Origin of the sequence: Catenuloplanes niger, assembly GCF_031458255.1 — a bacterium.
Classification (GTDB): Bacteria; Actinomycetota; Actinomycetes; order Mycobacteriales; family Micromonosporaceae; genus Catenuloplanes; species Catenuloplanes niger.
The window spans coordinates 7573152-7599338 of record NZ_JAVDYC010000001.1 but is presented as its reverse complement, the minus strand read 5'-3'; the positions used below and the strand labels follow the sequence as shown (position 1 = coordinate 7599338).

24 protein-coding genes are annotated in these 26187 nt (G+C 70.7%); 5 read left to right on the top strand and 19 right to left on the bottom strand.

The genetic code is table 11. From position 1 onward, the window contains the following. Window positions 1–8: 8 nt before the first annotated feature. The gene (locus J2S44_RS33215; RefSeq protein WP_310422017.1) at window positions 9–575 is read right to left on the bottom strand and encodes a hypothetical protein; all 567 of its coding nucleotides are present in this window, start codon (window positions 573–575) and stop codon (window positions 9–11) included. Window positions 576–634: 59 nt separating this feature from the next. Between J2S44_RS33215 and yaaA the strand changes: the two genes are divergently transcribed. Both yaaA and J2S44_RS33205 read left to right on the top strand, forming a co-directional pair. Next, the gene (gene yaaA / locus J2S44_RS33210) at window positions 635–1408 is read left to right on the top strand and encodes a peroxide stress protein YaaA (protein WP_310422014.1); all 774 of its coding nucleotides are present in this window, start codon (window positions 635–637) and stop codon (window positions 1406–1408) included. Between the two features lie 97 nt (window positions 1409–1505). Further along, on the top strand, window positions 1506–2321 hold the full coding sequence (locus J2S44_RS33205; protein WP_310422011.1) for an SAM-dependent methyltransferase: 816 nt from the start codon (window positions 1506–1508) through the stop codon (window positions 2319–2321). A 74-nt stretch (window positions 2322–2395) separates the two neighbouring features. Here J2S44_RS33205 and J2S44_RS33200 read toward each other — a convergent pair whose 3' ends face one another. After that, window positions 2396–2683, bottom strand: a complete 288-nt coding sequence (locus J2S44_RS33200) for a hypothetical protein (protein ID WP_310422008.1) — start codon at window positions 2681–2683, stop codon at window positions 2396–2398. Next, window positions 2680–3387, bottom strand: a complete 708-nt coding sequence (locus J2S44_RS33195) for a GGDEF domain-containing protein (protein ID WP_310422005.1) — start codon at window positions 3385–3387, stop codon at window positions 2680–2682. The genes J2S44_RS33200 and J2S44_RS33195 overlap by 4 nt, the downstream gene beginning before the upstream one ends. Window positions 3388–3783: 396 nt before the next feature. Between J2S44_RS33195 and J2S44_RS33190 the strand changes: the two genes are divergently transcribed. Both J2S44_RS33190 and J2S44_RS33185 read left to right on the top strand, forming a co-directional pair. After that, window positions 3784–4011 (top strand): DUF397 domain-containing protein, encoded by a 228-nt coding sequence (locus J2S44_RS33190; RefSeq protein ID WP_310430054.1) that lies wholly within the window; start codon window positions 3784–3786, stop codon window positions 4009–4011. Window positions 4012–4193: 182 nt separating this feature from the next. Further along, window positions 4194–5090: a Sco1979 family transcriptional regulator gene (locus J2S44_RS33185; protein WP_310422002.1), complete on the top strand. Its 897-nt coding sequence runs from the start codon at window positions 4194–4196 to the stop codon at window positions 5088–5090. Here J2S44_RS33185 and J2S44_RS33180 read toward each other — a convergent pair. From J2S44_RS33180 to J2S44_RS33125, 12 genes are all read right to left on the bottom strand, one after another. After that, the gene (locus J2S44_RS33180) at window positions 5077–6654 is read right to left on the bottom strand and encodes a ricin-type beta-trefoil lectin domain protein (protein ID WP_310422000.1); all 1578 of its coding nucleotides are present in this window, start codon (window positions 6652–6654) and stop codon (window positions 5077–5079) included. The two genes, J2S44_RS33185 and J2S44_RS33180, sit on opposite strands and share 14 nt — an antisense overlap. Further along, window positions 6651–7286: a hypothetical protein gene (locus tag J2S44_RS33175; protein ID WP_310421997.1), complete on the bottom strand. Its 636-nt coding sequence runs from the start codon at window positions 7284–7286 to the stop codon at window positions 6651–6653. Before J2S44_RS33175 ends, J2S44_RS33180 begins: the two co-directional genes overlap by 4 nt. Next, window positions 7283–8680, bottom strand: a complete 1398-nt coding sequence (locus J2S44_RS33170) for a putative Ig domain-containing protein (protein ID WP_310421994.1) — start codon at window positions 8678–8680, stop codon at window positions 7283–7285. Before J2S44_RS33170 ends, J2S44_RS33175 begins: the two co-directional genes overlap by 4 nt. Before the next feature lie 46 nt (window positions 8681–8726). Then, entirely contained in the window at window positions 8727–9341 is a 615-nt protein-coding gene (locus J2S44_RS33165) for a type II secretion system protein GspM (RefSeq protein ID WP_310421991.1), read from the bottom strand. Next, window positions 9341–10066, bottom strand: a complete 726-nt coding sequence (locus J2S44_RS33160) for a PilN domain-containing protein (RefSeq protein ID WP_310421988.1) — start codon at window positions 10064–10066, stop codon at window positions 9341–9343. Before J2S44_RS33160 ends, J2S44_RS33165 begins: the two co-directional genes overlap by 1 nt. After that, window positions 10066–11085 (bottom strand): type IV pilus assembly protein PilM, encoded by a 1020-nt coding sequence (pilM, locus tag J2S44_RS33155; protein ID WP_310421985.1) that lies wholly within the window; start codon window positions 11083–11085, stop codon window positions 10066–10068. Before pilM ends, J2S44_RS33160 begins: the two co-directional genes overlap by 1 nt. Before the next feature lie 50 nt (window positions 11086–11135). Further along, on the bottom strand, window positions 11136–11918 hold the full coding sequence (locus tag J2S44_RS33150) for a prepilin peptidase (RefSeq protein WP_310421982.1): 783 nt from the start codon (window positions 11916–11918) through the stop codon (window positions 11136–11138). 161 nt (window positions 11919–12079) lie between these two features. Further along, entirely contained in the window at window positions 12080–12568 is a 489-nt protein-coding gene (locus J2S44_RS33145) for a type II secretion system protein (protein ID WP_310421979.1), read from the bottom strand. Between the two features lie 87 nt (window positions 12569–12655). After that, window positions 12656–13891, bottom strand: a complete 1236-nt coding sequence (locus tag J2S44_RS33140) for a type II secretion system F family protein (RefSeq protein WP_310421975.1) — start codon at window positions 13889–13891, stop codon at window positions 12656–12658. Between the two features lie 4 nt (window positions 13892–13895). Continuing rightward, on the bottom strand, window positions 13896–15017 hold the full coding sequence (locus J2S44_RS33135) for a type IV pilus twitching motility protein PilT (RefSeq protein WP_310421972.1): 1122 nt from the start codon (window positions 15015–15017) through the stop codon (window positions 13896–13898). A 1293-nt stretch (window positions 15018–16310) separates the two neighbouring features. After that, the gene (locus tag J2S44_RS33130) at window positions 16311–17981 is read right to left on the bottom strand and encodes a GspE/PulE family protein (protein WP_310421969.1); all 1671 of its coding nucleotides are present in this window, start codon (window positions 17979–17981) and stop codon (window positions 16311–16313) included. 40 nt (window positions 17982–18021) lie between these two features. Then, entirely contained in the window at window positions 18022–20271 is a 2250-nt protein-coding gene (locus J2S44_RS33125; protein ID WP_310421966.1) for a putative bifunctional diguanylate cyclase/phosphodiesterase, read from the bottom strand. A 182-nt stretch (window positions 20272–20453) separates the two neighbouring features. Here J2S44_RS33125 and J2S44_RS33120 point away from each other — a divergent pair, with 182 nt between their 5' ends. Continuing rightward, window positions 20454–21806, top strand: coding sequence for an FAD-dependent oxidoreductase (locus J2S44_RS33120; protein ID WP_310421963.1), 1353 nt, complete (start codon window positions 20454–20456; stop codon window positions 21804–21806). Window positions 21807–21886: 80 nt separating this feature from the next. On the opposite strand, the gene J2S44_RS33115 is transcribed toward J2S44_RS33120, so the two are convergent. From J2S44_RS33115 to J2S44_RS33100, 4 genes are all read right to left on the bottom strand, one after another. Continuing rightward, a complete protein-coding gene (locus tag J2S44_RS33115; protein WP_310421961.1) occupies window positions 21887–22168 on the bottom strand; it encodes an adhesin in 282 nt (93 codons plus the stop codon). A gap of 348 nt (window positions 22169–22516) precedes the next feature. Continuing rightward, window positions 22517–24199, bottom strand: a complete 1683-nt coding sequence (locus J2S44_RS33110; protein WP_310421958.1) for an ABC transporter substrate-binding protein — start codon at window positions 24197–24199, stop codon at window positions 22517–22519. Window positions 24200–24218: 19 nt separating this feature from the next. Next, on the bottom strand, window positions 24219–25181 hold the full coding sequence (locus tag J2S44_RS33105; RefSeq protein WP_310421955.1) for an ABC transporter permease: 963 nt from the start codon (window positions 25179–25181) through the stop codon (window positions 24219–24221). Continuing rightward, window positions 25178–26077 (bottom strand): ABC transporter permease, encoded by a 900-nt coding sequence (locus J2S44_RS33100; protein WP_310421953.1) that lies wholly within the window; start codon window positions 26075–26077, stop codon window positions 25178–25180. The genes J2S44_RS33105 and J2S44_RS33100 overlap by 4 nt, the downstream gene beginning before the upstream one ends. Window positions 26078–26187: the final 110 nt, after the last annotated feature.

Sequence of the window (26187 nt, the reverse complement as noted above, 5' to 3'; positions counted from 1 at the left end):
AATCCAGGCTATGCCACGTTCGTGACCTCCCGCTCGAACCGCTCCTTCAGCGCCCGCGGCGGATCAGCGGTGGTGAAACCCTTGCTCGCCTGCGCCCGGTACCGCTCCGGCATCATGGCGGCCAGCTGCGCGTCGAAGTCCTGCTGGAGCGTGACGGTCCGCACCCGGTCGTCGCCGGGCTCCGCGTCCAGGTGCAGCACGGCCGGGCCCGCGTTCATCAGCGCGCCCAGGAACGGCGTGCCGGGCTTGCCGGCCGCACAGAGGTAGTAGCCGTACGCGGTGCGCAGGTGCCGCTCCCGCCCCTCGCCGGCCGGGTCGACGCCGAAGACCTCGACCTCGCAGAGCATGCGGTCCTGCGCGGAGAGCACATGGCCGTGCTTGGCGTGCTCGTCCACGGTCGCCTGCTCCAGCTCGGTCGCGAGCATCTCGGTGGCCCGCACGCGCAGCTCGGGCTCGGACAGCTCCGGCGCGACCGCGTTGTAGTACAGGCCGCCGGCGACCAACCCGACCGCGACCAGCGCCTCGGGCGCGATCCACCACGCTCTACGTCGAAGACTTTCGATGAATGTGCGCACGCACGTCATTCTGGCAGGTGTCCGGCGGCACACGGAAGGCCTTGGGTAACCTGCCAGCCGTGCACATCCTGCTTCCGCCGTCCGAGGGCAAGGCCCGTCCCGCGCGCGGGACCGCGCTCGACCTGGCGTCGCTGGCCTTCCCGGAGCTGACCGCGGCGCGCGAGGCGGCGCTGGACGCGCTGATCACGCTGTGCGCGGGCGACGAGGACACCGCGGTGACCGCGCTCGGGCTGTCCGCCGGGCAGCGCGACGAGGTGCGCCGCAACGCGCTGCTGCGGACCGCGCCGACCACCACGGCCGCGAAGCTCTACACCGGCGTGCTCTACGACGCGCTCGACCTGGCCACGCTGCCGCCGGCCGCGAAGCGCCGCGCGAACGGCCAGCTCCTGATCTTCTCCGGCCTGTTCGGCGTGTCCCGGCTCGGCGACCGCCTCCCGGCGTACCGCTGCGGCATGGAGGTTAAGGTGCCGCCACTGGGCGCGGTCGGCGGTCACTGGCGCCGCGCGCTCCCGGACGCGCTGGCCGGGCTCGAAGGCCCGATCCTGGACCTGCGCTCCTCGTCCTACGCCGCGGCCTGGCGGCCGGCCAAGGACCGGATCAAGGACGTCGCGACGGTACGGGTGCTGCACGAGCGGATCGTGGACGGTGCGCCGAAACGGTCCGTGGTCAGCCACTTCAACAAGGCCACGAAGGGCCGCCTGGTCCGCGACCTGCTGCTGGCCGGCGCCGCGCCGCGATCCGTGCCCGCGCTGGTCAGCGCGCTGCGCGACCTCAGGTACACGGTGGAGGAGCCCTCCCCCGGCGCGCTCGACGTCGTGGTCCGCGAGCTCTAGCCACCGTCCACAGTCGGGGGACGCGGGTCTCGCGCCGCGGCGCCGGGCGCTACCCTGTTGCGGTCGTGGATCGACGAGCGCCAGGAGAGGACCAGCGGTGTCTGCGGACAACAGCGAGCACGCGCCACCCGGGGTGGACACCAGCACACCGCACTCGGCCCGGATCTACGACTGGTGGCTGGGCGGCAAGGACAACTTCGCGGTCGACCGCGCGGTCGGTCAGGCGTTCCTGAACACGATCCCGACCATCCGGTCGATGGCGAAGGCGAACCGCGACTTCATCCACCGGGTCGTGGAGTTCCTGGTGCGCGACCAGGGCGTCACGCAGTTCCTGGACGTCGGCACCGGCATCCCGACCAGTCCGAACCTGCACGAGGTCGCGCAGGCGATCGACCCGCGCTGCCGCGTGGTCTACGTCGACAACGACCCGATCGTGCTGGTCCACGCGCGGGCGCTGCTGGTGAGCAGCCCCGAGGGCGCCACGGAGTACATTCACGCGGACATGCGGGACGCGGCCGGCCTGCTCGGTGACCCGGCGCTGACCCGCACGCTCGACCTGACCAAGCCGGTCGCGCTGACGCTGATCGCGGTGCTGATGCTGATCGCGGACGCGGACGACCCGGGCCGCGCGGTGCGGGAGCTGATGGACGCGCTGCCGGCCGGCAGTTACGTGGTGATCACGCACCCGGCGTACGACTTCGACCCGCCCGCGATCGAGAAGCTGGTCGCGATCACCGAGGGCCAGATGACGTTCGTGCCGCGCTGGCGCGGGGACGTGGAGGCCTACTTCGCGGTGCCCGGCTGGGAGATGGTCGAGCCGGGCCTGGTCCCGGTGCTGGCGTGGCACCCGCCGGTGGAGCCGGAGGACCCGACCGCGGCGTACTACTGGGCGGGCGTGGCCCGGAAGAACTGACGCGGTGGTGGCCGGTCCTCCGGCCACCACCGCTTCCTCTATGTCCCCGCGGCCTCGGGTGCGCCGCGGGCTGATCAGGCGGTCCGGCTCTCCGGCAGGACGATCTTCTTGTCCAGCATCGGGTCGATCTCGGAGCGGGGCTGCATGAACCGGGCGGTGAGCGTGTCCACTCCGGTCCCCCGGGAGCTGCTCGGCCGGTAGGTCACGGTCGCCGCGTCGCGCGAGGCGACCTCGACGATGCCGGCCCGCCAGGCGCCACCCCGGTAGACCCAGACCCGGTCGGCCGGGTGGTAGGTGTCGGTCGCGGCCACCGAGGCCGGGTCTCGCCGATCGGGATCAATCGTGGGGGCGGACATGTTCATGACCCTCCTGCCTTGGAACGCGCCAGTTCGGCCGGCTGCCTGGGAATCTCCGGACTCGCCGTGTCCGGTGGTGAAAGGGCCGGCGCGGCCTGGGGCTCGCGGCAGCGGGCGCTCTTCGCGGCGTACATCTCCTCGTCGGCACGGCCGAGGGCCTCGGCGAGGCTCGCGCCCGGTGACACCGGGACGAGTCCGACCGAGGCGGTGACCGTGACGGTGATGTCAGCTGTTCCCTCGATGGGGATCGGCGTCGACAGCACGTCGGAGAGGCGGTCCGCGGGGCGTCCGCGGGCGACGTCGATCGCGGCTCCGGTCAGCAGTGCGGCGAACTCGTCGCCGCCCAGCCGGGCCACCAGGTCGTCACCGGCGTAATCGGCCAGGCGGCGGGCGACGGTGCGCAGCACCGTGTCCCCGGCCGCGTGGCCGTACTCATCGTTGATCTGCTTGAAGTCGTCGAGGTCCACCACGACCGCGGCGATCGCCGGGCGGTGGCGGTCGGCGACGAGTTCGGCGCCGTACCGATAAAAAGCCCGCCGATTCGGCAGGCCGGTGAGCGGGTCGTGGCTGGCGGCGTGGCGCTCGGCGTCGAGGGCGAGGCGGAGACCGGCCGCCTCGGCTTCGGCACGTCGTGCCCGGCGGTGCGACCGCCAGGCGAGCCCGGACGTGCCCGCGAGCAGCAGGCCGCCGAGCAGGAGCGTCACGTCCACGCGGCCACCCCGGTTATGAGGACCGGAGCGGTGGCGAAGCAGTCCCGCGCGCGTCCGCCCGACCCGCACGCGGGCGGCCGGCGACGGGCGGAGCTACTAACTGACTGATCACTCAGTGTGCCAGTTACGGCTACGCCACCGCGGGAAAATGTCTGATTCGCCACCAGATATCCGATTTCCGATCACAGAGAGTGAACGAGTATGTGCTTATGCACATGAGCTATCATCCTCGGTATGCGGTGCAGACGCAAGAGCCGATGCACGTGCATCCACGGCGTGCACAAGCACGGCGCGGAGGTTTGGTTGAGCCGCACTCTCGTCGGCCCATTGGGGGCGGTCGACGTCCGCGGTCACGTCCCCCAACCCAACCAGTGGAGAGAACAGCCCATGCAGCAGATGACATACAACGGCGTACCGGCCGGACAGCTTCCGGTGACCTGGCAGAAGAGCAGCTTCAGCAATCCGAGCGGCAACTGCGTGGAACTCGCGCAGCTTCCCGGCGGTGGTGTGGCCATGCGGAACAGCCGGGACCCCGAAGGCCCCGCACTGATCTACACCCCGGCCGAGATCGAGGCGTTCATCCTCGGCGCCCGCGACGGCGAGTTCGACCACCTCGCGCTGTGACACCGGATCCCCGGTGCGCGTTCGCGCACCGGGGATCAACCGAAAGTCCGACCCCCGGGCCTGGGAGACATCCGGCTCCGACGCGCTAGGCTGAGCGGCGGCTCATGGCGTGCCGTGGAACTTCCGCATGCCAGAAGCCATGGCGGCGGGGGACTCGGTTCAGCAGGCGGAGGCTGACGACAGTGAGCACGGCAGACAAAGACGGCGGTTCGGCGGGCAGCCCGACCGTCCTCCGGATGCTGCTGGGCTCCCAGCTTCGCAAGCTCCGTGAGGCCAAGGGCGTCACCCGGGAGAAAGCCGGCTGGGAGATCCGCTCCTCGGAGTCGAAGATCAGCCGGATGGAGCTCGGGCGGGTCGGCTTCAAGGAGCGCGACGTCGCCGACCTGCTGACCCTCTACGGCGTCGACGACGATCAGGAGCGGGCCAGTCTGCTGGCCCTGGCGCGGGAGGCCAACACGCCTGGCTGGTGGCACAAGCACAGTGACGTCCTGCCGAACTGGTTCCAGGCGTACCTGGGGCTCGAGGCGACCGCCACGATCATCCGCAACTACGAGGTGCAGTACATCCCGGGCCTGCTGCAGACCGCGGACTACGCGCGCGGCGTGATCCTGCTCGGCCACAACCTCGCACCCACCGACGAGATCGAGAGCCGGGTCAAGCTGCGCATGGCCCGCCAGCAGGTGCTCAACCGGCCGGACGCGCCACGCTTCTGGGGCCTGCTCGACGAGGCCGCGCTGCGCCGCCCGATCGGCGGCCGCGCCGTCATGCGCGACCAGATCCTGCACCTGCTCGAGCTGGCCAAGCTGCCGAACATCACGCTCCAGGTCATCCCGTTCGAGGCCGGCGGCCACGCGGCCGCGGGCGGCGCGTTCAGCATCCTGCGCTTCCAGGATCAGGAACTGCCCGACGTGGTCTACATGGAACAGTTGACCAGCGCGCTCTACCTCGACAAGCGCGAGGACGTGGACCACTACGCGGCGGCGATGGAGCGCCTCTGCGTGGAGGCGCTCCAGCCGGCCGACACGATCAGGTTCCTCGAACGGTTCCTCGACGAGGCCTACCCGGTCACTTCTCCTTGACGTCCTTCAGCGCCATCGCCGCGATGATGTTGCTGTCCGCGTTCCACTTCTGCAGCGTCGAGCCGTCGCACTTCGCCACGTAGATCTTGCTGACCTTGTTGACCTCCTGGAAGAGGTCCGGGTTCGCCAGCTTCGGGTCGCGCGGCGTGAGACAGAAGCCGCTCGAGTCCACGATGGTGTAGCTGGTGGCGTACGAGTTGGTCTGGCCCTTGACGGTCCACCGCTGATCCGTGCCGTTGTCGCAGCCACGGGTGAGCACGTAGCGGCCGACCTCGACGGCGAGCGGGCTCTGCAGGCAAATCGTGATCTTGTTGCCCCTCGAGTCCGTGTACGTGGTGGTGATGGTCCCCTGCGCGGTGTTGTCCGCCTTGCCCGCCTTCCCGGCCGGCAGGTCCGGAAGGTTGTACCGCTGATTCCACATGACCAGGCCGGCGTTGGGGTTCTGCTTGCAGATCCAGGCGATCATGTGTGACGCGTTCGGGTCGCCGCCGGTGGCGTCCAGGCAACGGCCGAACTGCGCGTAGTTGACCAGCTGGCCGATCGACCGGCCGATCGCGGACGCGGCCTGGCCGCCGCCGACCGTGGCGTCCGGGGAGAACGTCTGCACGTTGTTGTAGGACCCGCCACAGTTCCGGTTCGTGATGTAGAGCCCGCTGCCCGGCGAGTTCGCGCTGGCCACGTTGATGCAGAAGCCGTCCGTGTCCGTACCGTCGGCCCTGCTGTTGACCAGGTTCGCCGAGTCGTTGATGCTCCACTGTTGCTTGTAGAGCGCCGGCACCACCGCGTTGCACGCCTTCAGCACGATCGGCGACCGGTCGGTGCGCTGCGCGACCGCCTCCAGGCACAGGCCCAGCGGCCGGGACCCGCCCTTCGACGAGACCAACGAGATCGACAGGTTCGGGTTGTACGCCCAGGTCTGCGCGACCGCGCCCGCGTTGCAGATCTGCATCTTCACCGGCGTGCCCTCGGCCGGGCTGCCGGAGCCGGCGTCCATGCAGAGGTCGTTGAGGCTGGTGCTGCCGCGAAAGACGTGGATCAGCCCGCCGCTGATGTTCTCGTTCGTGGTGTGGAACATGTAGGTGCCACTCAGCTCACGCTTGGTGGTGGTGGACCCGCGGGTGGCGCTGCCGGTCGAGGTGAGCAGCGCGTACGCCGGCACGGCCACGGTGCCGTTCAGGCTGACACAGTTGACCCTGTTGGACGCCGCCTGCAGCCAGGCCGCGTCCTTGCCCTGCGGGTCGCTGTTGTAGTACGTGACCGTGACCGAGTACGACGACGGGTCGCTGCCGCCGAGCGCGCCGGTCAGCGGCAGGCAGGGCAGCAGCTTCTGGTTGCCGACCCCGCCGGCCACCGCACCGCGGATCTGCGACAGCGCGACGTCCAGCCCGGTCTGCGCCGCCTGGAGCGCCTGCACCCGGGCGTCCGCCACCCGGGTGGCGACCAGCTGGGTGGTGACCAGCGTTACCAGCAGCCCACCCAGCGTGGTGCCGACGAGCGTCACCATCAGCGCCAGCGGGAGCGAACCGCGGTCGTCCCGCCGCACTCGGTTCAGCAGCTTTCTCATGACGGGATCCCCCTGGCTTTGACGCAGGTCGCATCGACGTTCCCGCTGGTCGCGTTCAACGCCGTGAACGTGATGTTGCTCTGCCGGGTGGAACCGGCCCGCGCGCCGTTGGCGCCCGAGCCGCCGCCCTGCACCGCGGTCATGTCCAACGTCAGGCGCTGGAAGCCGAAGCCGTTGACCGACGTGGTGTCCGCGGCCATGACCGTGAACGGGGTGGCCGAGCCGACGCCACTCGCGATCGTGGTCCAGCGGGTCGGAGCCGGCGGGTTCTGGTCCAGCGGCCACTCACGGCGCTGCAGGGTCCGCGCCGAGGTCTGCATCCGCAGCCCGACGCAGGTGGCCACGGCGTCCTGCTGGACCACGTACTCGACGTACCAGTCGCCGTTGACCTGACCCGGGTCGCTGAACGCACGCGCGTACCGGATCTCCTTGTCCAGGCGGATGAACGCGTTGTTGAGCTGCAGCTGGGTCTCCGCGATCGTGTCCGCCTTGTTGACCACCCCGTGGATCTGGATGATCGCGCCGGTGAAGATGACCATGAGGACGGCCATCACGGTCATCGAGACCATCACCTCGGCCATGGTCATGCCGACGTCGCCCCGCAACCGGCGGGCCCGGAGCCGGCGCATCATGGCTTCACCGTCACGGTGAAGACCCGGCTGGCGGTCACGCCCTTGCTGTCCGTCACGGTCAGCGTGACCGAGGCGGGGACCAGCGATCCGATGGCCGGCGTGGTGCCGGTCAGCGCGCCGGTCAGCACGTCGACCGTCAGCCAGGCCGGTGCGCCGACGCCGAGCGACCAGGTGAACGGTCCGGTGCCACCGGTCACGACCGGCGCCGGGAAGGACACCGCCGTGCTCTTCGCGACCTCCTGGTTGGCCGGCTGCGCCATCACCATCGCGGGCACCACCCAGCTGAACGTGCTCCTGGCCTGGTTGCCTACCTTGTCCACGACGGTCAGCGTGACGGTGCTGCTCCCGAGCGTGACCGGGAGGCCGGTGACCACGCCGGTCGCGGCGTCCATCGTCAGCCCGGCCGGCAGGCCCTGGGCGGACCAGGTGAACGGGCCGGTGCCGCCGGTCACCGTGAACACCTGCGTGACCTTGAGCCCGGACACGGTGCTGAGCGTGTTGTCGGGCACCGGCTGGATGACCGGCAGCCCGTTGATGGCCCAGGTGAACGTGGTGGAGAGGTTCTTGTTGTCCGCGTCGCGCACCGTCACGGTGACCGGGCCGGTGCCGACGCCGGTCGGCGTGCCGGTGATCAGGCCACCCGCCGGGTCGATCCGCAGGCCGGCCGGGAGGCCCTGGGCGGACCAGGCGTACGGCTCCTTGCCGCCGGTCGCGGTGAACGGCAGGTTGATCGCGGCGCCGGTGGTGTTCACCTGCTCGGTGTAGACGGTCGTGAACCGCAGCGCCTCGGCCGTACCGTTGTAGTTGAAGATCGGTTCCGTGGTGTTCCTGCCGACCAGCGTCGAGGTGACGTAGGAGCAGACGCCGTCCTGGCAGCTGGGTTCGTCCCAGGTGACCGCCACGACCACGCGGTAGAACTCCAGGAAGCTGACGCCGGGCGCGGCCGGCAGGCACTCGGTGGCCGCGCCCGCCGCCCGCAGACAGGTGCTGACGTAGTAGTTCTGCTTGAGCGACACCCCGTTGATCTGCACCGTGCGGGCGGTGGTGGGCAGCGCCGCGGTGCTGCCGGCGCCGTTCCCGGCCGCGGGGTCGTAGGCCAGCGTGCCCAGCGACAGCAGCGAGGAGACGCCGCGCACCGGGCTGTTCCACTGCACGGTCGAGCTGTTCAGGTCCCGGCCGGTGATCAGCGTGGACGGCTTCAGCGCGCGCACGCGCTCCATCGCGTCGCTGGCGGCCTGGATCGCCACCTGCCGGTCACCCTGCGCGGCGGTGATCCGGATGGTGGCGATGTAGAACGACGTGAGCGCCAGCATCACGGTGCCGATGATCCCGATCGCCACCAGGGTCTCGGCCATGGTGAAGCCGTCGTCGCCGGTGCGTCTGCGGTGTCGCATCGCGCTCCTCCTCTCCTGGTGTCGTGGGTGGTCTCGGGCCGGCCGGTCAGTTGGCCGGGACCGCTTCCTCGGGGTCCTCGGACTTCTTGTCGTCCTGCTGGACGAACGCGCTGATCGAGAGCGTCATCCGGGCGCTGTCGGCGTCGCCGCCGACCGTGCCGCCGCCGTTCGCGTTCAGCGTGGACGAGCTGATCAGCAGCGCCCGGTCGCCGCCCTGCTGCAGGGCCAGGACGAACTTCTCGATGTCGGCGGTCTTGCCGGCGACGATGGCGGTGATCGGCAGCTGGAAGACCGGCGGGGTGGTGTCCGCGATCGGGACGCCGCCGCCCACCGTCAGCGTCTCCACGTTGATCTTCGAGGCCTCGGCCTGCTTCTTGATCTGACGCATCAGCTCGGACGACCGGGCCTCGCCGGGCAGCGCGCGCTGCGCCGTGGCGAGGTCACGGTCGTACTCGTCCTTCTTCGCGGACGCGGCGCTGAGCTCGTCCAGCGTCGCCTGCTCGGTGGTGAGCTGGTCCTTCGCCGCGGCCGTGTCCGACCGCAGCGACGCCCGCTCGGTACTGGCCGGCGAGATGAGCAGGAACCAGGTCAGGACGAACAGGACGACCGTGGCGACGACGCCGCCGGCGATCCACCAGCGGTCCACATGCTGGACGCGCATCAGTTGCCTCCGGGGGTGGCGGTCTCCTGCGGCGTGAACCGGCCGTCGAGGAGGGGATCGGTGAGGTTGAGCGTGATCGCGAACTCTTCGCTGCCGTCACCGAGCGTCACGCTGGTCACGTACGGGTCGGAGACGCCCTCGACCTCGCGCAGGTTGTCGGCGAAGTCGGCGATCTTGTCCTTGTCGTCCGCGGAGCCGGTCAGCGTCATCGTGCCGATCTGCTCGGCCGCGGTCTCCAGGGGCAGGCTGCCGCTGGTGGTCGACGTCGAGTCGGACGCGGTGGAGGCCACGATGTTGACCAGCGAGACCTCCTTGGGCAGAGCGGTCCGGACGTCCTTGACCAGCGTGTACCACTGGATGTCGGTGGCCATCAGGGTGCCGAGCTGGCCCTCGATCGCGGTGAGGTCCTGCCGGGTCTGGATCAGCTCGGCGTACTGCTTCTGCTGGTCCTTGACCGCGCGCACCGAGTCGTTGGCCTGGTCCAGCGCGGTCTGGGCGGCCATGGTCTGCGTGACCGAGAGGCCGTACCAGGCGCCGAGCAGGCCGACGACGCCGACCATGGCGACGCCGACGACGGCGCGGACCCGGCGGCCCCGGCGACCGGCCAGGATCTCGTCCGGCAGCAGGTTCGCGCTGATGGTCAGCATCCGCAGCGGTTCCTGGGGCGCGATCTGCTGCGCCACGAACTGCGGCTGCTCGTGTGCGGGCATCTGTTCGGTGGTCATCAGGCCGCTCCGAGGGTCAGGCCGATGGAGACGGCCGCGGAGGAGCGGAACCGCTCCAGGTTGTCGTGCTGGCCGTTCTCGACCCCCCGCAGCCGGCTCATCGGGTCCGCGATGACCGTGGCGACCGACAGCTCGTAGGCGAGCAGCTCGGGCAGACCGGGCAGCAGCGAGCCGCCGCCGGACAGCGCCAGTCGCTGCACCTGGGTGGGCCGCTCGCTGGAGCTGAGGTACGTGAACGAGCTGCGGATCTCGCTGATCAGCGGCCGCAGTCCCTCGCGCAGGATCTCGGCGACCTCCGGGCCCTCCTGGGTGCGCAGGCCGACCCAGCACTTGACCGCCTCGGCCTCGGTGGCGCCGATGCCGAGCCGGCCGGCCAGCAGCTCGGTCAGCTCCTGACCGCCGCGCGGCACGGTACGCACGATCAGCGGCTCGCCGTTCGCGTGCACGACCACGCTGGTGGCCTGCGCGCCGATGTCGACGATCGCCTCCACGGTGGTGTCCAGCCAGGAGGAGGAGCGCAGCAGCGCGAACGAGGCCAGGTCGACGCGGTCGACGAAGAGCCCGGCCCGCTCGACCGCGCGCACCGCGGTCAGCACCGCGTCCTTCGGCGCCGCGATGAGCAGGCCGCGGATCGTGTCGCCGGCCGGCTCCTCCAGCGGGTAGAAGTCGAGCAGCGCGCGCTCCACGGCCAGCGGCAGCATGTCGCGCACCTGGAACGGCAGCGACTTCTTCAGCTGGTTGCGGGGCAGCTTCGCGACGGACATCTCGCGCACGACCGCCTGCGGGTTGGTGACGCCGAGCGTGACGTGCCGGCTGCGGAACTTCGTGGTCGTCCACAGCTCCTTGAGGGCGGCGGTGACCGCGGCGTCGTCCCGGACCACGCCGCTGACGACCGCTCCGGCCGGTAGCGGGGCCTGGGCGTAGTTCAGGATGCCCAGGCCTTGCTTGGTGCGGGTGGTCTCGACGGCCCGTACGGACATCGATCCAATGTCCAGGCCGATGAGATTGGTGGCAGCCATCGGGCGTCCTTCCTTGCGGTCGAAACGGTCGGAACTCGGGTGAGGGTGGGTCAGGCGGTGGGGAGCAGCGAGAGATACCAGCCGGCGACGGGGCCGGCTGCGAAGATCGCGAGAAACGCGCCGAGCAGCATGTACGGGCCGAACGGCACCTCGGACTTGCCGGTGGCGCGGCGCGACGCCAGCAGCGCGATCCCGGCCAGGCCGCCGAGCAGGAAGCCGGCGAAGGCGCCGACCAGGACCGCGTCCCAGCCGAGCCAGCCCAGGTAGAGCCCGAGCAGACCGGCGAGCTTGACGTCGCCGAAGCCCATGCCGCCCCGGTAGACGTGGGCGAGTCCGAAGTAGAACAGGTAGAGCATGGCCATCGCGGCGAGCGCGCGCAGCGCGTGCCCCCAGCCGGCGGTCGCCACCGTGGGGGCCAGGAGCACCAGGCCGACGACGTACGAGGGCAGCACGATCGCGTCCGGGAGGCGCTTGACGTCCAGGTCGATGAGCGCCAGCGCGACCGCGATCGCGGCCAGGTAGAGATAGGCGGGCAGCTCCGGCGTCCACCCGAAGCGGGCGGTGATCGCCACGAAGAGCAGCGCGGTGCCGGCCTCGACCAGCGGGTACCGCACGCTGATCGGCGCGGCGCAGCTGTGGCACCGCCCGCGCAGCGCCAGCCAGCCGAGCACCGGCACGTTGTGCCGGGGCCGGATGGCGTCGCCGCAGCTGGGGCAGGCCGAGCCCGGGTGCACCAGCGACTCGCCGCGCGGCACCCGGTAGATCACGACGTTCAGGAACGAGCCGATCGCGAGGCCGAGCACGGCGGCCAGTACCAGCAGCGGAGTCATCATGGCCGTTCCCCTCTCGGTGCGCGGTGTCGGTGAGGCGTGCGGTGAAAAGACAGTGCGGAGATAAGACAGGGCGGAGATAAGACAGGGCGGAGAAAAGGCGGGGCGGTGATGCGCGGGCGGGGCAGCGGCGGGTTGCGCCGCTGCCCCGCCCGAGCCGGGCATTACGGGGTGGTGGGGGTGCCGTTCGCGATGCAGGCGTCCATGGTGGTGGCCGTGGACTCCTTGACCGATCCGCCGTTGGCGTTGTCGTAGACGAAGAACTTCAGGCCGTCCGCGTTCTGGCCGCAGATGACGTAGTTGGTCAGCGTCTTGCGGGCGTACCGGATCGTGTTGCCGTCGGAGATCGTCGACTTCTGCGTGCCGGTGGTGCCGGTCAGCGCCAGGTTGAGGGCGGCCGGCGCGGTCGCGGTCACGTTGTCCGGGTACTTGTTGCCGTTCTCCGTGTAGAACGTCTCCACCGCGGAGATCGCGGCGCGCACGTCGGACTGGGCCGACTTGTTCGACGCGCCCTTGCGGTAGTTCAGGTACACCGGGACGGCGATGGCGACCAGGATGCCGATGATCACGACGACCACCAGCAGCTCGATCAGGGTGAAGCCCTTGTCGCTCTCGGCCCGCTTCTTCTGGGACTTGGCGATGAGGTGCTGCATTGAGTGCCTCCTGTGGCGCTCGGGGGTGAGGGGGAATCGGTCATCCTTGACCGGTGTGGTGCGGGTAACTGCATGGAGTTGCGTGTTTCAGGAGGTGCCGCCGATGTTCTGGTAGACCGTGAACATCGGCAGGTAGAGGCAGACGACCATCGATCCGACCGTGACACCCATGAAGAGCACCATCAGAGGCTCGATCGAGGCGGTGAGGCTTTCGGCCGCCGTGTCGACCTCGCGGTCATAGAAGTCGGCAATCTTGCCGAGCATCTGACTGATTTGGCCGCTCTCTTCGCCGACCTCGATCATTTGTGTGACCATCTGCGGGAAGACGGAGTGCCGGCCCAGCGGCGCGGACATCGGCTGGCCGTCCCGGATCGAGTCCTGGACGTCCTTCATGGCGTGCGCGATCACGGCGTTGCCGGTGGTGGCACCGACCACGTCGAGGGCCTGGAGCATGGGCACGCCCGAGGACAGCAGCGTGCCGAGGTTCCGGGAGAAGCGGCTGATCGCGATCTTCCGCAGCAGGCTGCCGAAGACCGGCAGCCGCAGCTTCGCCCGGTCGAACCAGAGCCGGAACGCGGGACTGCGCCGCAGCCCCTGCCGGACCCCGATGGTGCCGCCGATCACCAGCACCAGCATCAGCGGCCCGGTCCAGGGCAGGCTGTGGCTGGCGTTGACGATGATCTTCGTGGGGAGCGGCAGGTCGCCGCCCAGGTCCCGGAACATCTTCTCGAAGACCGGCACGATGAACTTGAGGACGCCGGCGATCAGGACGAAGCTGAAACCCAACACGATCGCCGGGTACGTCAGCGCGCTCTTGATCTTTCCGCGGAGAACGGCGTCCTTCTCGAAGTTGACCGCGATCCGTTCCAGCGCCTGGTCCATGAAACCACCGGCCTCACCGGCGCGGATCATGGCGATCATCAGCGTGGGAAAGATCCGGTTGTGTTTGCCCATCGCCGCGGAGAGCGCGACACCGGCCGAGACGTCGCTGCGGATGTCGCTGAGCGCCTTGCGCAGCGGTGCCTTGGTCGTCTGCTCCTCCAGCACCGCCAGCGTGCGCAGCAGCGACATGCCGGACGCGGTCAGCGTCGCGAACTGCCGCGAGAAGACGGACAGGTCCTTGAGCGTGACCCGGCCGCTCAGGCCCGGGATGCTCAACTCCTTGTTGAGGCCCTGCCCCGACTCGGCGATGGAGAGCGGCACGATGCCGCGCTGCCGCAGCATCTGCGCGGCCGACGCCTCGTTCGACGCGTCGATCTTGCCCTTGCTGCGCTTGCCGGTGGCGTCGACGCTGCTGTAGTCGAAGGTCTTGGTGGCTGCCATGCGGTCACACCCGTCCGGTGAGGCGGCGCAGTTCCTCGACCGAATGGCAGAGGTCGACGGCCTGCTCGAAGGTGATGATCTGGTGCCGTACCCGCTCGGCCAGGTGCTGGTCGAACGACAACATGCCGTCGGCGCTGCCGGCCTGCATGAACGACGGGATCTGGTGGGTCTTGCCCTCACGGATCAGCGACCGGATGGCCGGCGTCGCCGTCATGATCTCGGTGATGATGGTGCGGCCGGTGCCGTCCGCCCGCGCGCACAGCGCCTGCGTGACCACGCCCTGCAGTGCCATCGACAGCTGCGCGCGGATCTGCTGCTGCTGGTGCGGCGGGAAGATGTCGATGATGCGGTCGATGGTCTGGGTGGCGCTCTGCGTGTGCAGCGTCGCCAGCACCAGGTGACCGGTCTCGGCCGCGGTCAGCGCGGTCTGCGTGGTCTCCAGGTCGCGGAGCTCACCGACCAGGATGATGTCCGGGTCCTGGCGCAGCGCGTGCTTCAGCGCGGTCGAGAAGTCCTTCGTGTCCGCACCCACCTCGCGCTGGTTGACCAGGCTCTTCTTGTGCGGGTGCAGGAACTCGATCGGGTCCTCGATCGTCACGATGTGCGATGAGCGGGTGCGGTTCGCGAGGTCCAGCAGCGCGGCCAGCGTGGTCGTCTTGCCGGAACCGGTCGGGCCGGTGACCAGCACCAGCCCGCGGTGCAGCGACGCGAACCGGCCGACCGCGTCCGGCACGCCGAGCTCGTCCAGCGGCCTGATCCGCTGCGCGATGGCTCGGAAGGCGGCGCCGACCGATCCGCGCTGCTGATACAGGTTGACCCGGAATCGCCCGATATGCGGCACGCTGTACGCGAAGTCCAGCTCGCTGCTGTCCCGGAAGATCTCCCACTGGCTGTCGCTGGTGGCCGCGCGGGCCAGCATCGCAACGTCGATCTGGCTCATCCGCTCGTAGTCGGGCAGGTAGCTGAGCGCACCGTGCACCCGGATCGTCGGCGGGGCGCCGACGGTCAGGTGCAGATCCGAGCCCTGCGCCTCAATCAGCGACTGAAGCATGGCGTCCAGGGAATCCCGGTTGTCATTCCGGTCACCGCCCGCCACCAGGTCGTCGAGCGTCTGCTCTACGATCACCGCGGCTCCTTCGAGGTCGAACGGGGGGCCCGCCTTTCAGCGGGACACCGATGACTTCGGCAGAAGGCCTGCGGACCTTAGACACCGCCGCGTACGATTCGCGGCCCGGATCGCCCTCGGTCGCCGCGCTCCCGGCCCGGCCACCCGCCCGCGGCGTTGCCCGAAAACCGGGAACGAACCCGGACCCCGGCATTCCCGCTCCCGGCGTGGTGCGGCCCGCACGCTCCCGCGGGCAAACCGCGCGGTGTCCTCCGACTCCGCTGGCGCTCCGCTCCGGACGCCGCGACGGAGCCGGTCCCGCCGTTGGTCACCACGATCCGCGACGTCCGCCGCCGCGCACGTCCCGGCCGCGCGGCGGCATCCCCACCACCCCACACCCACACCGGCACCCACACCCGCCGACACCGGCTCCACCGCCGGCACCGCCCCGGCGATGGCACCGCCCCGGCGACGACGTCGCCCAGCGATGGCGTCGGCTTCCGGCGACGGCGTCGGCTTCCGGCGACGGCGTCGGCTTCCGGCTACAGCGTCGGCTTCCGGCTACAGCGTCGGCTTCCGGCTACAGCGTCGGCTTCCGGCTACAGCGTCGGCTTCCGGCGACGGCGTCGGCTTCCGGCGACGGCGTCGGCTTCCGGCTACAGCGTCGGCTTCCGGCTACAGCGTCGGCTTCCGGCTACAGCGTCGGCTTCCGGCGACGGCTTCCGGCGACGGCGTCGCCTTCCGGCGACGGCGTCGCCTTCCGGCGACGGCGTCGGCTTCCGGCGTCGGCTTGCGGCCACGGCTACAGCACCAAATGCCGGAAATATGAGCTTATCCCCGACCGCTTGCGAGAGGCCGCACCGCGTCCCAGACTCCGCTACAGCCCGGTATCCGGTGAGATGATCATTGATCGATACAATCCGGCGGTTTTCTCCGCCGGTTGACCTCGCTTTCGTATCGGTCAATGATCGCTTCGCTTCCCCCGGTCCTCCACCCACGACCCGGCAGCGCGTGCGCCGGTCAGCGTTACCGACTTACAGCGATATTTCGGACAGGAAGTGCCCGGCCGGACAGTATCGGCGCGCCCTCGACCGCCGCGGACACGCGACGGCGGCTGACACGGACGGCGGGTGAGCTAACGCGGACGGCGGCTGACGCGGACAGCAGTTGACGCGGATAGCGGCTGAGCTGACAAGGACAGCGGCTGACACGGACAGCAGCTGACACGGACAGCAGCTGACACGGACAGCAGCTGACACGGACAGCAGCTGACACGGACGGCGCTGTTCGCGCGGGTGGTGGGTTTCGGGGTGGTCAGATGGCGACGCGGAGGACCTCGGAGATGGAGGTCTGGCCGTTGGCGGCCTTGAGGAGGCCGTCGATGCGCAGGTCGAACATGCCCTGGGCCTGGGCCACGGCGTGGATGTCGCTGGCCGGGGCGCGGGCGACCGCGAGCTTCTCGATCTCCTCGGTGACCGGCATGACCTCGTGGACCGCGAGGCGGCCCTTGTAGCCGGTGCCGGCGCAGCTGCGGCAGCCGACCGGCTTCCAGAGCTGGGCGGGCGGGTCCCACTGGTCGAACGGCCAGCGGGCGGCCTCGAGCTCGGCGTCGGGCGGGTAGTACTCGGTCTTGCACCAGTCGCAGAGGCGGCGGGCGAGGCGCTGGGCGAGGACGCAGTCGACGGACGAGCCGACCAGGAACGGTTCGATGCCCATCTCGGTGAGGCGGACGATGGCGCTGGGCGCGTCGTTGGTGTGCAGCGTGGAGAGCACCAGGTGACCGGTGAGCGCGGCCTCGACCGCGAACTGGGCGGTGGTGCCGTCCCGGATCTCACCGATCAGCACCACGTCGGGGTCGGAGCGCAGGATGGCCGGGAGGACCGCGGCGAACGTCAGGCCGGCCTTGATGTTGACCTGGACCTGGTTGATGCCGGGCAGCCGGTACTCCACCGGGTCCTCGACCGTGATGATGTTGACCGTCGGCTTGCTGATCTTCGCGAGCGTGGCGTACAGCGTGGTGGACTTTCCGGAACCGGTCGGGCCGGTGACCAGCAGCATGCCGTGCGGTTTGGCGAACGACGCGGAGAAGCGCTCGTAGTTGTCCTCGGTGAAGCCGAATCCGGCCAGGTCGAGGTTGATGCCGCCGGTGTCGAGCACGCGCAGGACGATCTTCTCGCCCCAGACCGTGGGGAGCGTGGCGGCGCGCAGGTCGACCTTGCGGTTGTTGAGCTGCATCGTGATGCGGCCGTTCTGCGGGATGCGGCGCTCGGTGATGTCGACGTTCGACATGATCTTCAAGCGGGAGATCAGCGCGCTCTGCACGGCCTGCGGCACGGTGTCGACCTCGTGCAGCACGCCGTCGATCCGGTAGCGCACGCGCAGGTCCGTCTCGCTGGGTTCGAGGTGCAGGTCGGACGCGCGGTTCTGGATGGCCTGCTCGATCAGCGAGTTGACGTACCGGACGATCGGCGCGTCCTCGTCGCCCGAGGTGACCGCGGTCATCGAGGACGGCTGCTCCACGCGCAGCGCCTCGGCCATGTCGCCGAGGTCGCTCTCCTCACGCTGCAGCTTCTCGATGATCTTGCGGACCTCGGTGCGCGCGACCACGACCGGGCGGATCACCATGCCGGTGGCGGCGCGCACGTCGTCCAGCGCGACCACGTCGGCCGGGTCGGTGACGCCGACCGTGAGCTCGTTGCCCTCGATCGTGATGCCGATGACCCGGTGCCGCTGGACCAGCGACAGTGGGATCTTCTGCAGCGCCGCCTGCTCGATCGGGTAGCCGACCAGGTCCACGGTCTGGACGCCGTACGCGTCGGCCGCGGCGGCGGTCAGCTCCTGCTCGGTGACGATCTGGTCGTTGATCAGCACCGCGCGCATCGAGCGCCCGCTGCGTTCCGCCTCCTCGGCGGCGTAGTCGACCATCTGCGGGTCGACGCCACGCCGCTTCAGCGCGTCCATCAGCGGACGGAAGGTCTGGTCCATCGGTGCCCTCATCGGCCGCGGACGGCCCTACCTGAGGCGTTTACTCCGCTATGGGGTCAACGTGGCCACTGGGTCGGGAGCGGATCAACGGCACGATCTCGTCCGCCGCGACCGGGCGGGCGAAGAGGTAGCCCTGGCCGTACTCGCAGCCGAGCTCGCGCAGCGTGGACCACTGGTCGGCGGTCTCGATGCCCTCGGCCACGGTCTGCAGCTGCAGCGTGCGGCCGAGCTGCACGACCGCCTCGGCGAGCGTGGCGTCACCGGCGTCCGCGGTGATCCCGTCCACGAACGAACGGTCGATCTTGAGGATGTCGACCGGGAACCGCTTGAGGTAGCTGAGCGAGGAGTACCCGGTGCCGAAGTCGTCGACCGCGAGCCGCACCCCGAGAGCCTTGAGCGCCTCGAGGGTACGGACGGTGGCCTCGGTGTCCTTCATCAGCAACGACTCGGTGATCTCCAGAACGAGCTTGTCGGCCGGTACGCCGGTGCGCTCGATGATCCCCGCGACCTCGGACACCAGGCCGGAGTGCTGGAACTGCCGGGGTGAGAGGTTCACGCTCATCCGCAGCTTCGCGGCCTCCGGGTGGTCGGCGGTCCACGCGGCGAGCTGCCGGCAGGCCTGGTCGAGCACCCAGCGGCCGAGCGGCACGATCAGCCCGGTCGCCTCCGCGAGCGGGATGAACGTGAGCGGCCCGACCAGCCCGTTGACCGGATGGTTCCAGCGGACCAGCGCCTCGAAGCCGATCAGCTCGCGCGCGGGCAGCTCCACGATCGGCTGGTAGTGCACGACGAACTGCTCCTCGAGCAGCGCCCGCTCCAGCGCGGCCCGCTGCTCCGCCTCGGCCAGCACGTCCGCGTGCGTGGCCGGGTCGAACACCGCGTAGCCGTCCCGGCCGGCCGCCTTCGCCGCGTACATCGCCAGGTCCGCGTCGCGCAGCAGCTCGTCGGCCTCGCCGAGGTCGTGCGTGCCCGCCTTGATCACCGAGATGCCGATGCTGGCGGTGCAGATGACGTCGCGGACGCCGAGCGTGACCGGTTCGCGGACCGCGCGGACCAGCCGGTCGGCCAGCTCCGCGGCCTCGAGCTCGGTCAGGTCCTCGATCAGCACCGCGAACTCGTCGCCGCCGAGCCGGGCCAGCGTGTCCGCCGGGCGCAGCTGCGCGGAGAGCCGCTGCGCGATCACCCGCAGCAGCTGGTCGCCGGCGGTGTGCCCGAGACCGTCGTTGACCAGCTTGAAGTCGTCCAGGTCGATCAGCATGAGGGTGATCCGGCCGGACTCACGGTGATGCCGGGCCGCCGCGTGGCTGACCCGGTCGTGGAAGAGCGCGCGGTTCGGCAGCCCGGTCAGCGAGTCCGTGAACGCCTGCCGGGTCAGCTCCGCCTCCATGTACTTGCGGGCGCCGACGTCGCGGATGCTGAGCACGGCGGCCCGCAGGTTCGGGTCGCAGAGCCGGTTGACGCCGATCGCCTCGGTGTAGACCCAGGTGCCGTCGCCGTGCCGCAGCCGCGTCTCGATCCGGCCGGTGTGCTCACGCCCGCCGGCGAACAGCGCGGACATGAACTCGCGCGCCTGCGGCAGGTCCTCCGGGTGCACCATCTGGCCGAGCCGGTCGCCGGTGATCCAGGCCGGGTCGCGGCCGAGCAGCTCGCGCGCGGACGGGCTGGCGTAGGTCACCTCGCCGTCCTCGCCGACCGCCAGCACCAGGTCGGACGCGTTCTGCAGCAGCGCCTCGGTGCGGTCCTCGGCGGCGCGGCGGCGGGTGTCCTGGGCGAGCCGGCCCTGCGCGGTGAGCACGCAGGTCGCGACGACCGAGACCAGCACGGCCACCAGGCCGGCGACCATCGTCGGCTGGGCGTCCGGGTGGCCGTGCGCGAGCGTCAGGAACGCGCCGACGGAGAGCACGCCGAGCCCGGCGATCGCGACCGGTGGGTAGAGCACGGCCGCGGTCACCATGACGACGATCGCGCCGGCCGGGAAGATCGCCAGCGCGGCCTCGTCTCCGCGGGCGAAGACGTAGAGCAGCGGAAGTTCGAGCAGCCACCACAGGAACAGCCACTCCCGGGCGTGCCGCCGGCGGATGATCCGGGCCCAGGGCAGCCAGAGCAGCCCGGCTTGGGCCAGCACCGCCGCGCCGATCACGAGGACCAGCCAGCGGGACGGCTCGGGCCAGTCCAGGAACACCCGCACCGCGCCCACCGTCGAGATCACGATGGCGATCCAGCAGCCCATCCGGATCTGCCGGGTCCAGTGCTCGACCTGGTAGTCGTCGTCGACGGACTCGAACCTCATGGCGCCACGTTCGGCGTACCGTCCCGCGAACTGAGCAGAAACCCAGCGGCAACAAACGGCCCTGAGCTGGGAAAACAGCTCAACATGATCAGGCTCACACCCGGTGGTGCCGAGATTCCAACTAAGGCTGACCTAACCTGGGCGGTCAGACTTACGCGCGATCGAGCGAGGGAAAACCCACCATGGAGGAGCAGCGCCCACTGCGGGTTGCCGTCATCGGCGCCGGTCCGGCCGGCATCTACGCGGCCGACATCCTGTCGAAGAACCACCCGACAGCGACCGTCGACGTCTTTGACCGGCTGCCCACGCCGTACGGCCTGATCCGGTACGGTGTCGCCCCCGACCACCCGCGGATCAAGGAAATCATCAACGCCCTGCACAAGGTGCTGGACAACCCGCGGATCCGGTTCATCGGCAACGTCGACTACGGCGTGGACGTCAAGCTGGAGGAGCTGCGCCCGTTCTACGACGCGCTGATCTTCGCGACCGGCGCGGACAAGGACCGGGTGCTGCACATCCCGGGCGTCGACCTGCCCGGCAGCTTCGGCGCCGCGGACTTCGTCAGCTGGTACGACGGCCACCCGGACGTGCCGCGTGAGTGGCCGCTGACCGCCACCAAGGTCGCCGTGATCGGCGCCGGCAACGTGGCCGTCGACGTCGCCCGGGTGCTCGCCAAGACCGCGGACGAGCTGCTCGAGACGGAGATCCCGGACAACGTCTACCAGGGGCTGCTGGCCAGCCCGGTGACGGACGTGCACCTGTTCTCCCGGCGCGGCCCGGCGCAGGTCAAGTTCACCCCGATGGAGCTGCGCGAGCTGGACCACTCCCCCAACGTCGACGTGATCGTGCACCCCGAGGGCATCGAGTTCGACGAGGGCAGCCTCGAGGAGATGCGCAAGACCCGGCACGTCAAGATGTGCGTGGACATCCTGCAGAACTGGGCGATGCGCGACCCGCGGGAGGACCGCAAGCGCCGCCTGCACCTGCACTTCCTGCAGGCGCCGGCCGAGATCCTCGGCGACCCGGAGACCGGCGTCACCGGGCTGCGGACCGAGACGCAGGAGCTGACCGGCGACGGCAACGTGCGCGGCACCGGCGAGTTCACCGACTGGGACGTGCAGGCGGTCTACCGGGCCATCGGCTACCTCAGCCGGCCGCTCGCCGACCTGCCGTTCGACACCCGCAACGGAACGGTGCCGCACGACGCGGGCCGGGTGCTGGACATCGACGGCAACCACATCCCCGGCGTGTACGTCACCGGCTGGATCAAGCGCGGCCCGGTCGGCCTGATCGGTCACACCAAGGGCGACGCGAACGAGACCGTCCAGAGTCTGCTCGCGGACGAGCTGCCGGAGGCGACCCAGCGCGACGCGGACGCGGTCGTGGAGTACCTGTCCCGCAAGGGCGTCCGGCACACCAGCTGGGCCGGCTGGCAGCTGCTGGACGCGCACGAGATCGGCCTTGGCGAGCCGCACGGCCGCAAGCGGATCAAGGTCGTCCCGCGCGAGGAGATGATCACCCTCAGCGGTCACTGACCCCCGCTCCCGATCGAGGCGTCCGCCGAGCCGTTCCCGCGGCCCGGCGGACGCCTCGACCATGTCCGGAGGGGTTCACGTCAGGGCTGGTCGGCCATGACGAAATCGAAGTCGCCGTCCTCCGTCATCGTCGCGTCCAGCGCCTTGTCGTCCAGCGCCCGGAGCGCCACCGGGCAGAGGAACAGGTACGCGCCACCCGCCTCCAGCACCGTGTCACCCTGGGTCGGCCGCGGCGACAGCCCGACGGTCAACTCGCCCGCCCGCGGGTCGGCCGCGATCCGCAACCCGGCGCCGGCCGGCGCCCGCTCCCGCTCCGCGAGCCGGCGGATCACCTCCGCCGCGTTCCCGGTCACCATGAACATCGCTGTACTCCACTCCTCGGTTTCGGGGTCCGAGGAGACAACGCACGGGACCGGGCCGGGGTCACCCGGCCCGCCGGCCCGGCGTCCCCGCACCGGACCGGCCGGCGTCCACCACGCCCGGACCGGCGGGCTGTTCACCACGCCGGGACCGGCGGGCTGTTCACCACGCCCGGACCCGGCAGGGTGTTCACCACGCCCGGACGGGCGGGCTGTTCACCACGCCGGGACCGGCAGGGTGTTCACCACGCCGGGACCGGCAGGGAGGAGCGCCAGCGACGACCGGTGCCCGCGGGAGCATGCGGACGGTGCCCCCGCCGGAAGCGGGACGATGATCCGGATCTTCGGTCGTCACGGCCGGACGAACGCGTTGACGAACGCCGGGCTGCCGATCACCCCGTCGACGAAGAGGCCGCCCAGCCGCGGGCCGCGCACCGTGCAGGTCAGCTCGACGTAGAGCGGCACCGCCGGCGCGTACTCCCGCATGATCCTCTCGTCCAGGGCCGCCCACTCCGCGCCCTGCGCGTCCAGCGGCATGGCGAGGATCCGGTCGAACTCGGCGTCCAGCGGGCGGGCGTCCAGATAGGACGTCCCGTTGTTGCCGCCGGTCGCCTTGATCCCCCGGCCGTCGTAGAGCGCCGGCAGGACCGCGGCGCCGCTCGGCCAGTCCGGCGCCCAGTGGTCCGGGTAGAGGTCCCACGGGTTGTCCGGCCGTTTGATGTCGGCCAGGAAGTCGTCGGCCGGGACCGCCTTGGTGAGGATGCGGAAGCCCGCCCGCCGGAGGCTGTTGGCCAGCACGGTGCCCAGGATCTGACCCTCCGCGTCGTCCGGGTGGGCCAGGACCAGCTCCGGCATGCCCGCGGCCGGGGACGCCGGGCCCGGGTACGCGTCGTAGTCGCGCCAGCCGATCGTGCTCGGTGCCAGCAGCGTGGTGACCGGGCGCGCGACGGAGGCGCCGCCGACCGCCTTGACCAGGTCCTCCCGGTCGATGGCCGCGTTCAGCGCGCGGCGGACCGCCAGGTCGGTGACCCGCCGGGTGTTGATGTTCAGCACGCTGTGCCGGGGCGTCGGCGAGCGCAGCAGGCCGTCGCCGGTCACCTTCGAGATGAGCGACGGAGGCACCCCGTCGAACGAGACCGCGGCCGCGTCCGCGCCCTGGGCGGCGAGGATGCGGTTGGTCTGGGTGACCGGGTCGGCGCCGAACGACAGCGTGAACCGGTCCGGGTAGGCGTGCCGGACCGCGTCCGTGGCCGGGTCCCACTGCGGGTTGCGGACCAGCCGGAGCTCGGTGTCGCCGGTGCGGCCCTCGATCAGGTACGGGCCGGTCGCGATCGGCTTCTTGTCGTAGTCGAGGCCGGTGTCCGCCGCGGCCGGCACCGGCGCGGTGGCCGGCAGCGCGGCGGCGAACGGCAGGTCGCAGTGCGGCTTCGGGAAGCTCAGCCGCAGCGTCCGGTCGTCCGGCACCTCGACGCCGGGCGGCAGCGCGGTCCGGTCCGCCGCGAAGTCGTAGACCGTGTCGAACTGCGGGGTGTCCGCCAGCCACTCCTGCAGGTACGTGGGGCCGCCGCTGAGCGTCAGGTCGAACGAGCGGGCGATGCCGTACGCGACGTCCCGCGCGGTGACCGGGGCACCGGTCTCGAACCGCACGTTCTCCTTGATCCGGAACTCCCAGGTGCGGCAGTCGCCGCGCACGTCCGTGCCGGGCGTCTCCGCGAGGTCGCCGACGAGCGTGAGCGTACCGTTGCCGTCGTCCGCGTAGGTGGTGAGCCGCCGGGCGTACAGCTGGGAGATGCTCAGGCCCATGAACGCGGAGATGCGCTGCGGGTCCAGCCGGGCCAGCGTGGTCTCCCGGAAGATGGTGACGGTGCCGCCGGGCGTCGCGCCGGGCACCTCGGGGGCCGGGCCGCGGGACGCGGCCGGGTCGGTGGCGATAACTCCGGTGTTCTGCCGGATGTCCCCGTCCGGCGGCGTGCCACCGTCGCGGGGGTTGTCGGTGCAGGCCGCACAGGCCGCCAGGACCAGTGCGAGGGTCACCGCTCTCCTCATCGATCTCCTATCTGCGCAAACGGGGGTCGATCGCGGCCTGCAGGCCGTCCACGACGGTGTTGGCACCGATCACGAACACGGCGCCGAGCAGCACGGCGCCGAGCACGACCGGCAGGTCGTCCGTGCGTACTGCCTCGATCACGGTCCGGCCCAGCCCGTTCAGGCCGAACGTGATCTCCGTGATGACGGTGCCGCCGAGCGCGGCACCGACATCGAGCGCGGCCAGCGTGGCCAGTGGGCCGGCCGACGCGCGCAGTGCGTGCCGGCCGACGACCGCGCGCGTGGTCAGGCCCTTGGCCTCGGCGGTGCGCACGAAGTCGGTGCTGAGCGCGTCGCCGACCTGGGCGCGGGCCAACCGGGTGTAACCGGGCGCGAGCATCGCACCGAGCGTCACCCAGGGCAGCAGCAGACCGGACGCCCATTGTGCCGGGTCCGCGCTCGGGGCGGTCCAGCCGGGTGGTGGCAGCGTCGCGGTGCCGTACACCAGGATCAGCAGCAGCACGGCGCCGACCAGGTAGAGCGGCAGCGCGAGCCCGGCCAGCGAGAGCGCGCCGACCAGCCGGTCCACGGCGGAGCGGGGACGGGCCGCCGCGACCGTGCCCAGCAGCACGCCGGACGACACCCACAGCACCGCGGCGGGCAGCACCACGCTTGCGGTCACCGGCAGCGCGCGGGCCAGCATCGCACCGACCGGCTCGCCGGTGACGTAGGACCGGCCGAGGCACGGTGCCGGGCAGCCCTCCTCGCCGGTGACCAACTTCCGCGCGAACGTCAGGTACTGCACGGGCACCGGATCGGCCAGTCCCCACTCCTCACGGATGCGCTCCAGCCGCGCGGTGTCGCAGTTCTTCTGGCACATCGCGGCGGCCGGGTCGCGCGGCACCGCGAACAGCAGCAGGAACGCCAGCACGCTCACGCCCGCCAGGGTGAGCAGTCCGAGCAGGCAGCGGCGCAGCAGCCGGCGGATCACCGGCCCGGTCCCGGGTCGAAGGCCCGCCGCACCGACTCGCCCAGCGCCGTGAAGACGAACACCATGGCGATCAGCGCGATGCCCGGGAACAGCACGTACGCCGGATCGGTCTGCAGGTAGCCGAGACTGCGCTGGATCGTCCGGCCGAGGTCCGGCGTGGGCTCCAGCACGCCCAGCCCGAGGAAGCTCAGCGCCGCGCCCGCGGACATGAACATCGGCAGCAGCAGCGACGCGCCGGCCACGATCGGCGGGCCGAGATGCGGCAGCACCTCGCGGCGCAGGATCCGGCCGGGGCGGGCGCCGAGCGAGACCGCCGCGGTCACGAAGTCCCGCTCGCGCAGCGCCCGGACCTGGGTGCGGACCATCCGGGCCACGCCGGTCCAGCCGAACGCCGCGAACAGGCCGATCAGCGTGACCATCCGGAACCAGCCCGGCACCGCGTCGCGCGGCCCGTAGAACGCCAGCTCCAGCGGCCGGATCACGGCGATCGCGCAGAGCAGCAGCGGCAGCGCGATCGCCACGTCGGTGATCCAGGTGAGCAGCGCGTCGACCCAGCCGCCGATCAGGCCGGCCAGCCCGCCGATCACGGTGCCCAGCACCGTGGCCAGCAGCACGGCCGGCGCGACGACCACCAGCGACGTACGCACGCCGTAGATGATCTGGATCAGCAGGTCGCGGCCGATCCCCGGCTCCAGCCCGAGCCAGTGCACAGTGGACACGCCGCCGGCGATGCCGTACGGCATGCCGAACGCGTCGAGATCGTCCGCGAACGTGTCCTGCGGTCCGGTGCCGTAGAGCGCGGCGATCAGCGGGGCCGCGGCCGCGAGCACGGTGAGCAGCAGGGCACCGGCACCGGCGACCAGGACGGACCGGAATCGCCGGAGCCGAAACGACATGCCTGCCATCAAATCGACCTGGATCGTGCAAATCAAGTCCGTATTTCGATCCTGCTCGAACGTCCATGGCCCGCTGGTCCGGCTGCCATCACTCTAGGTGCGGGACGGCG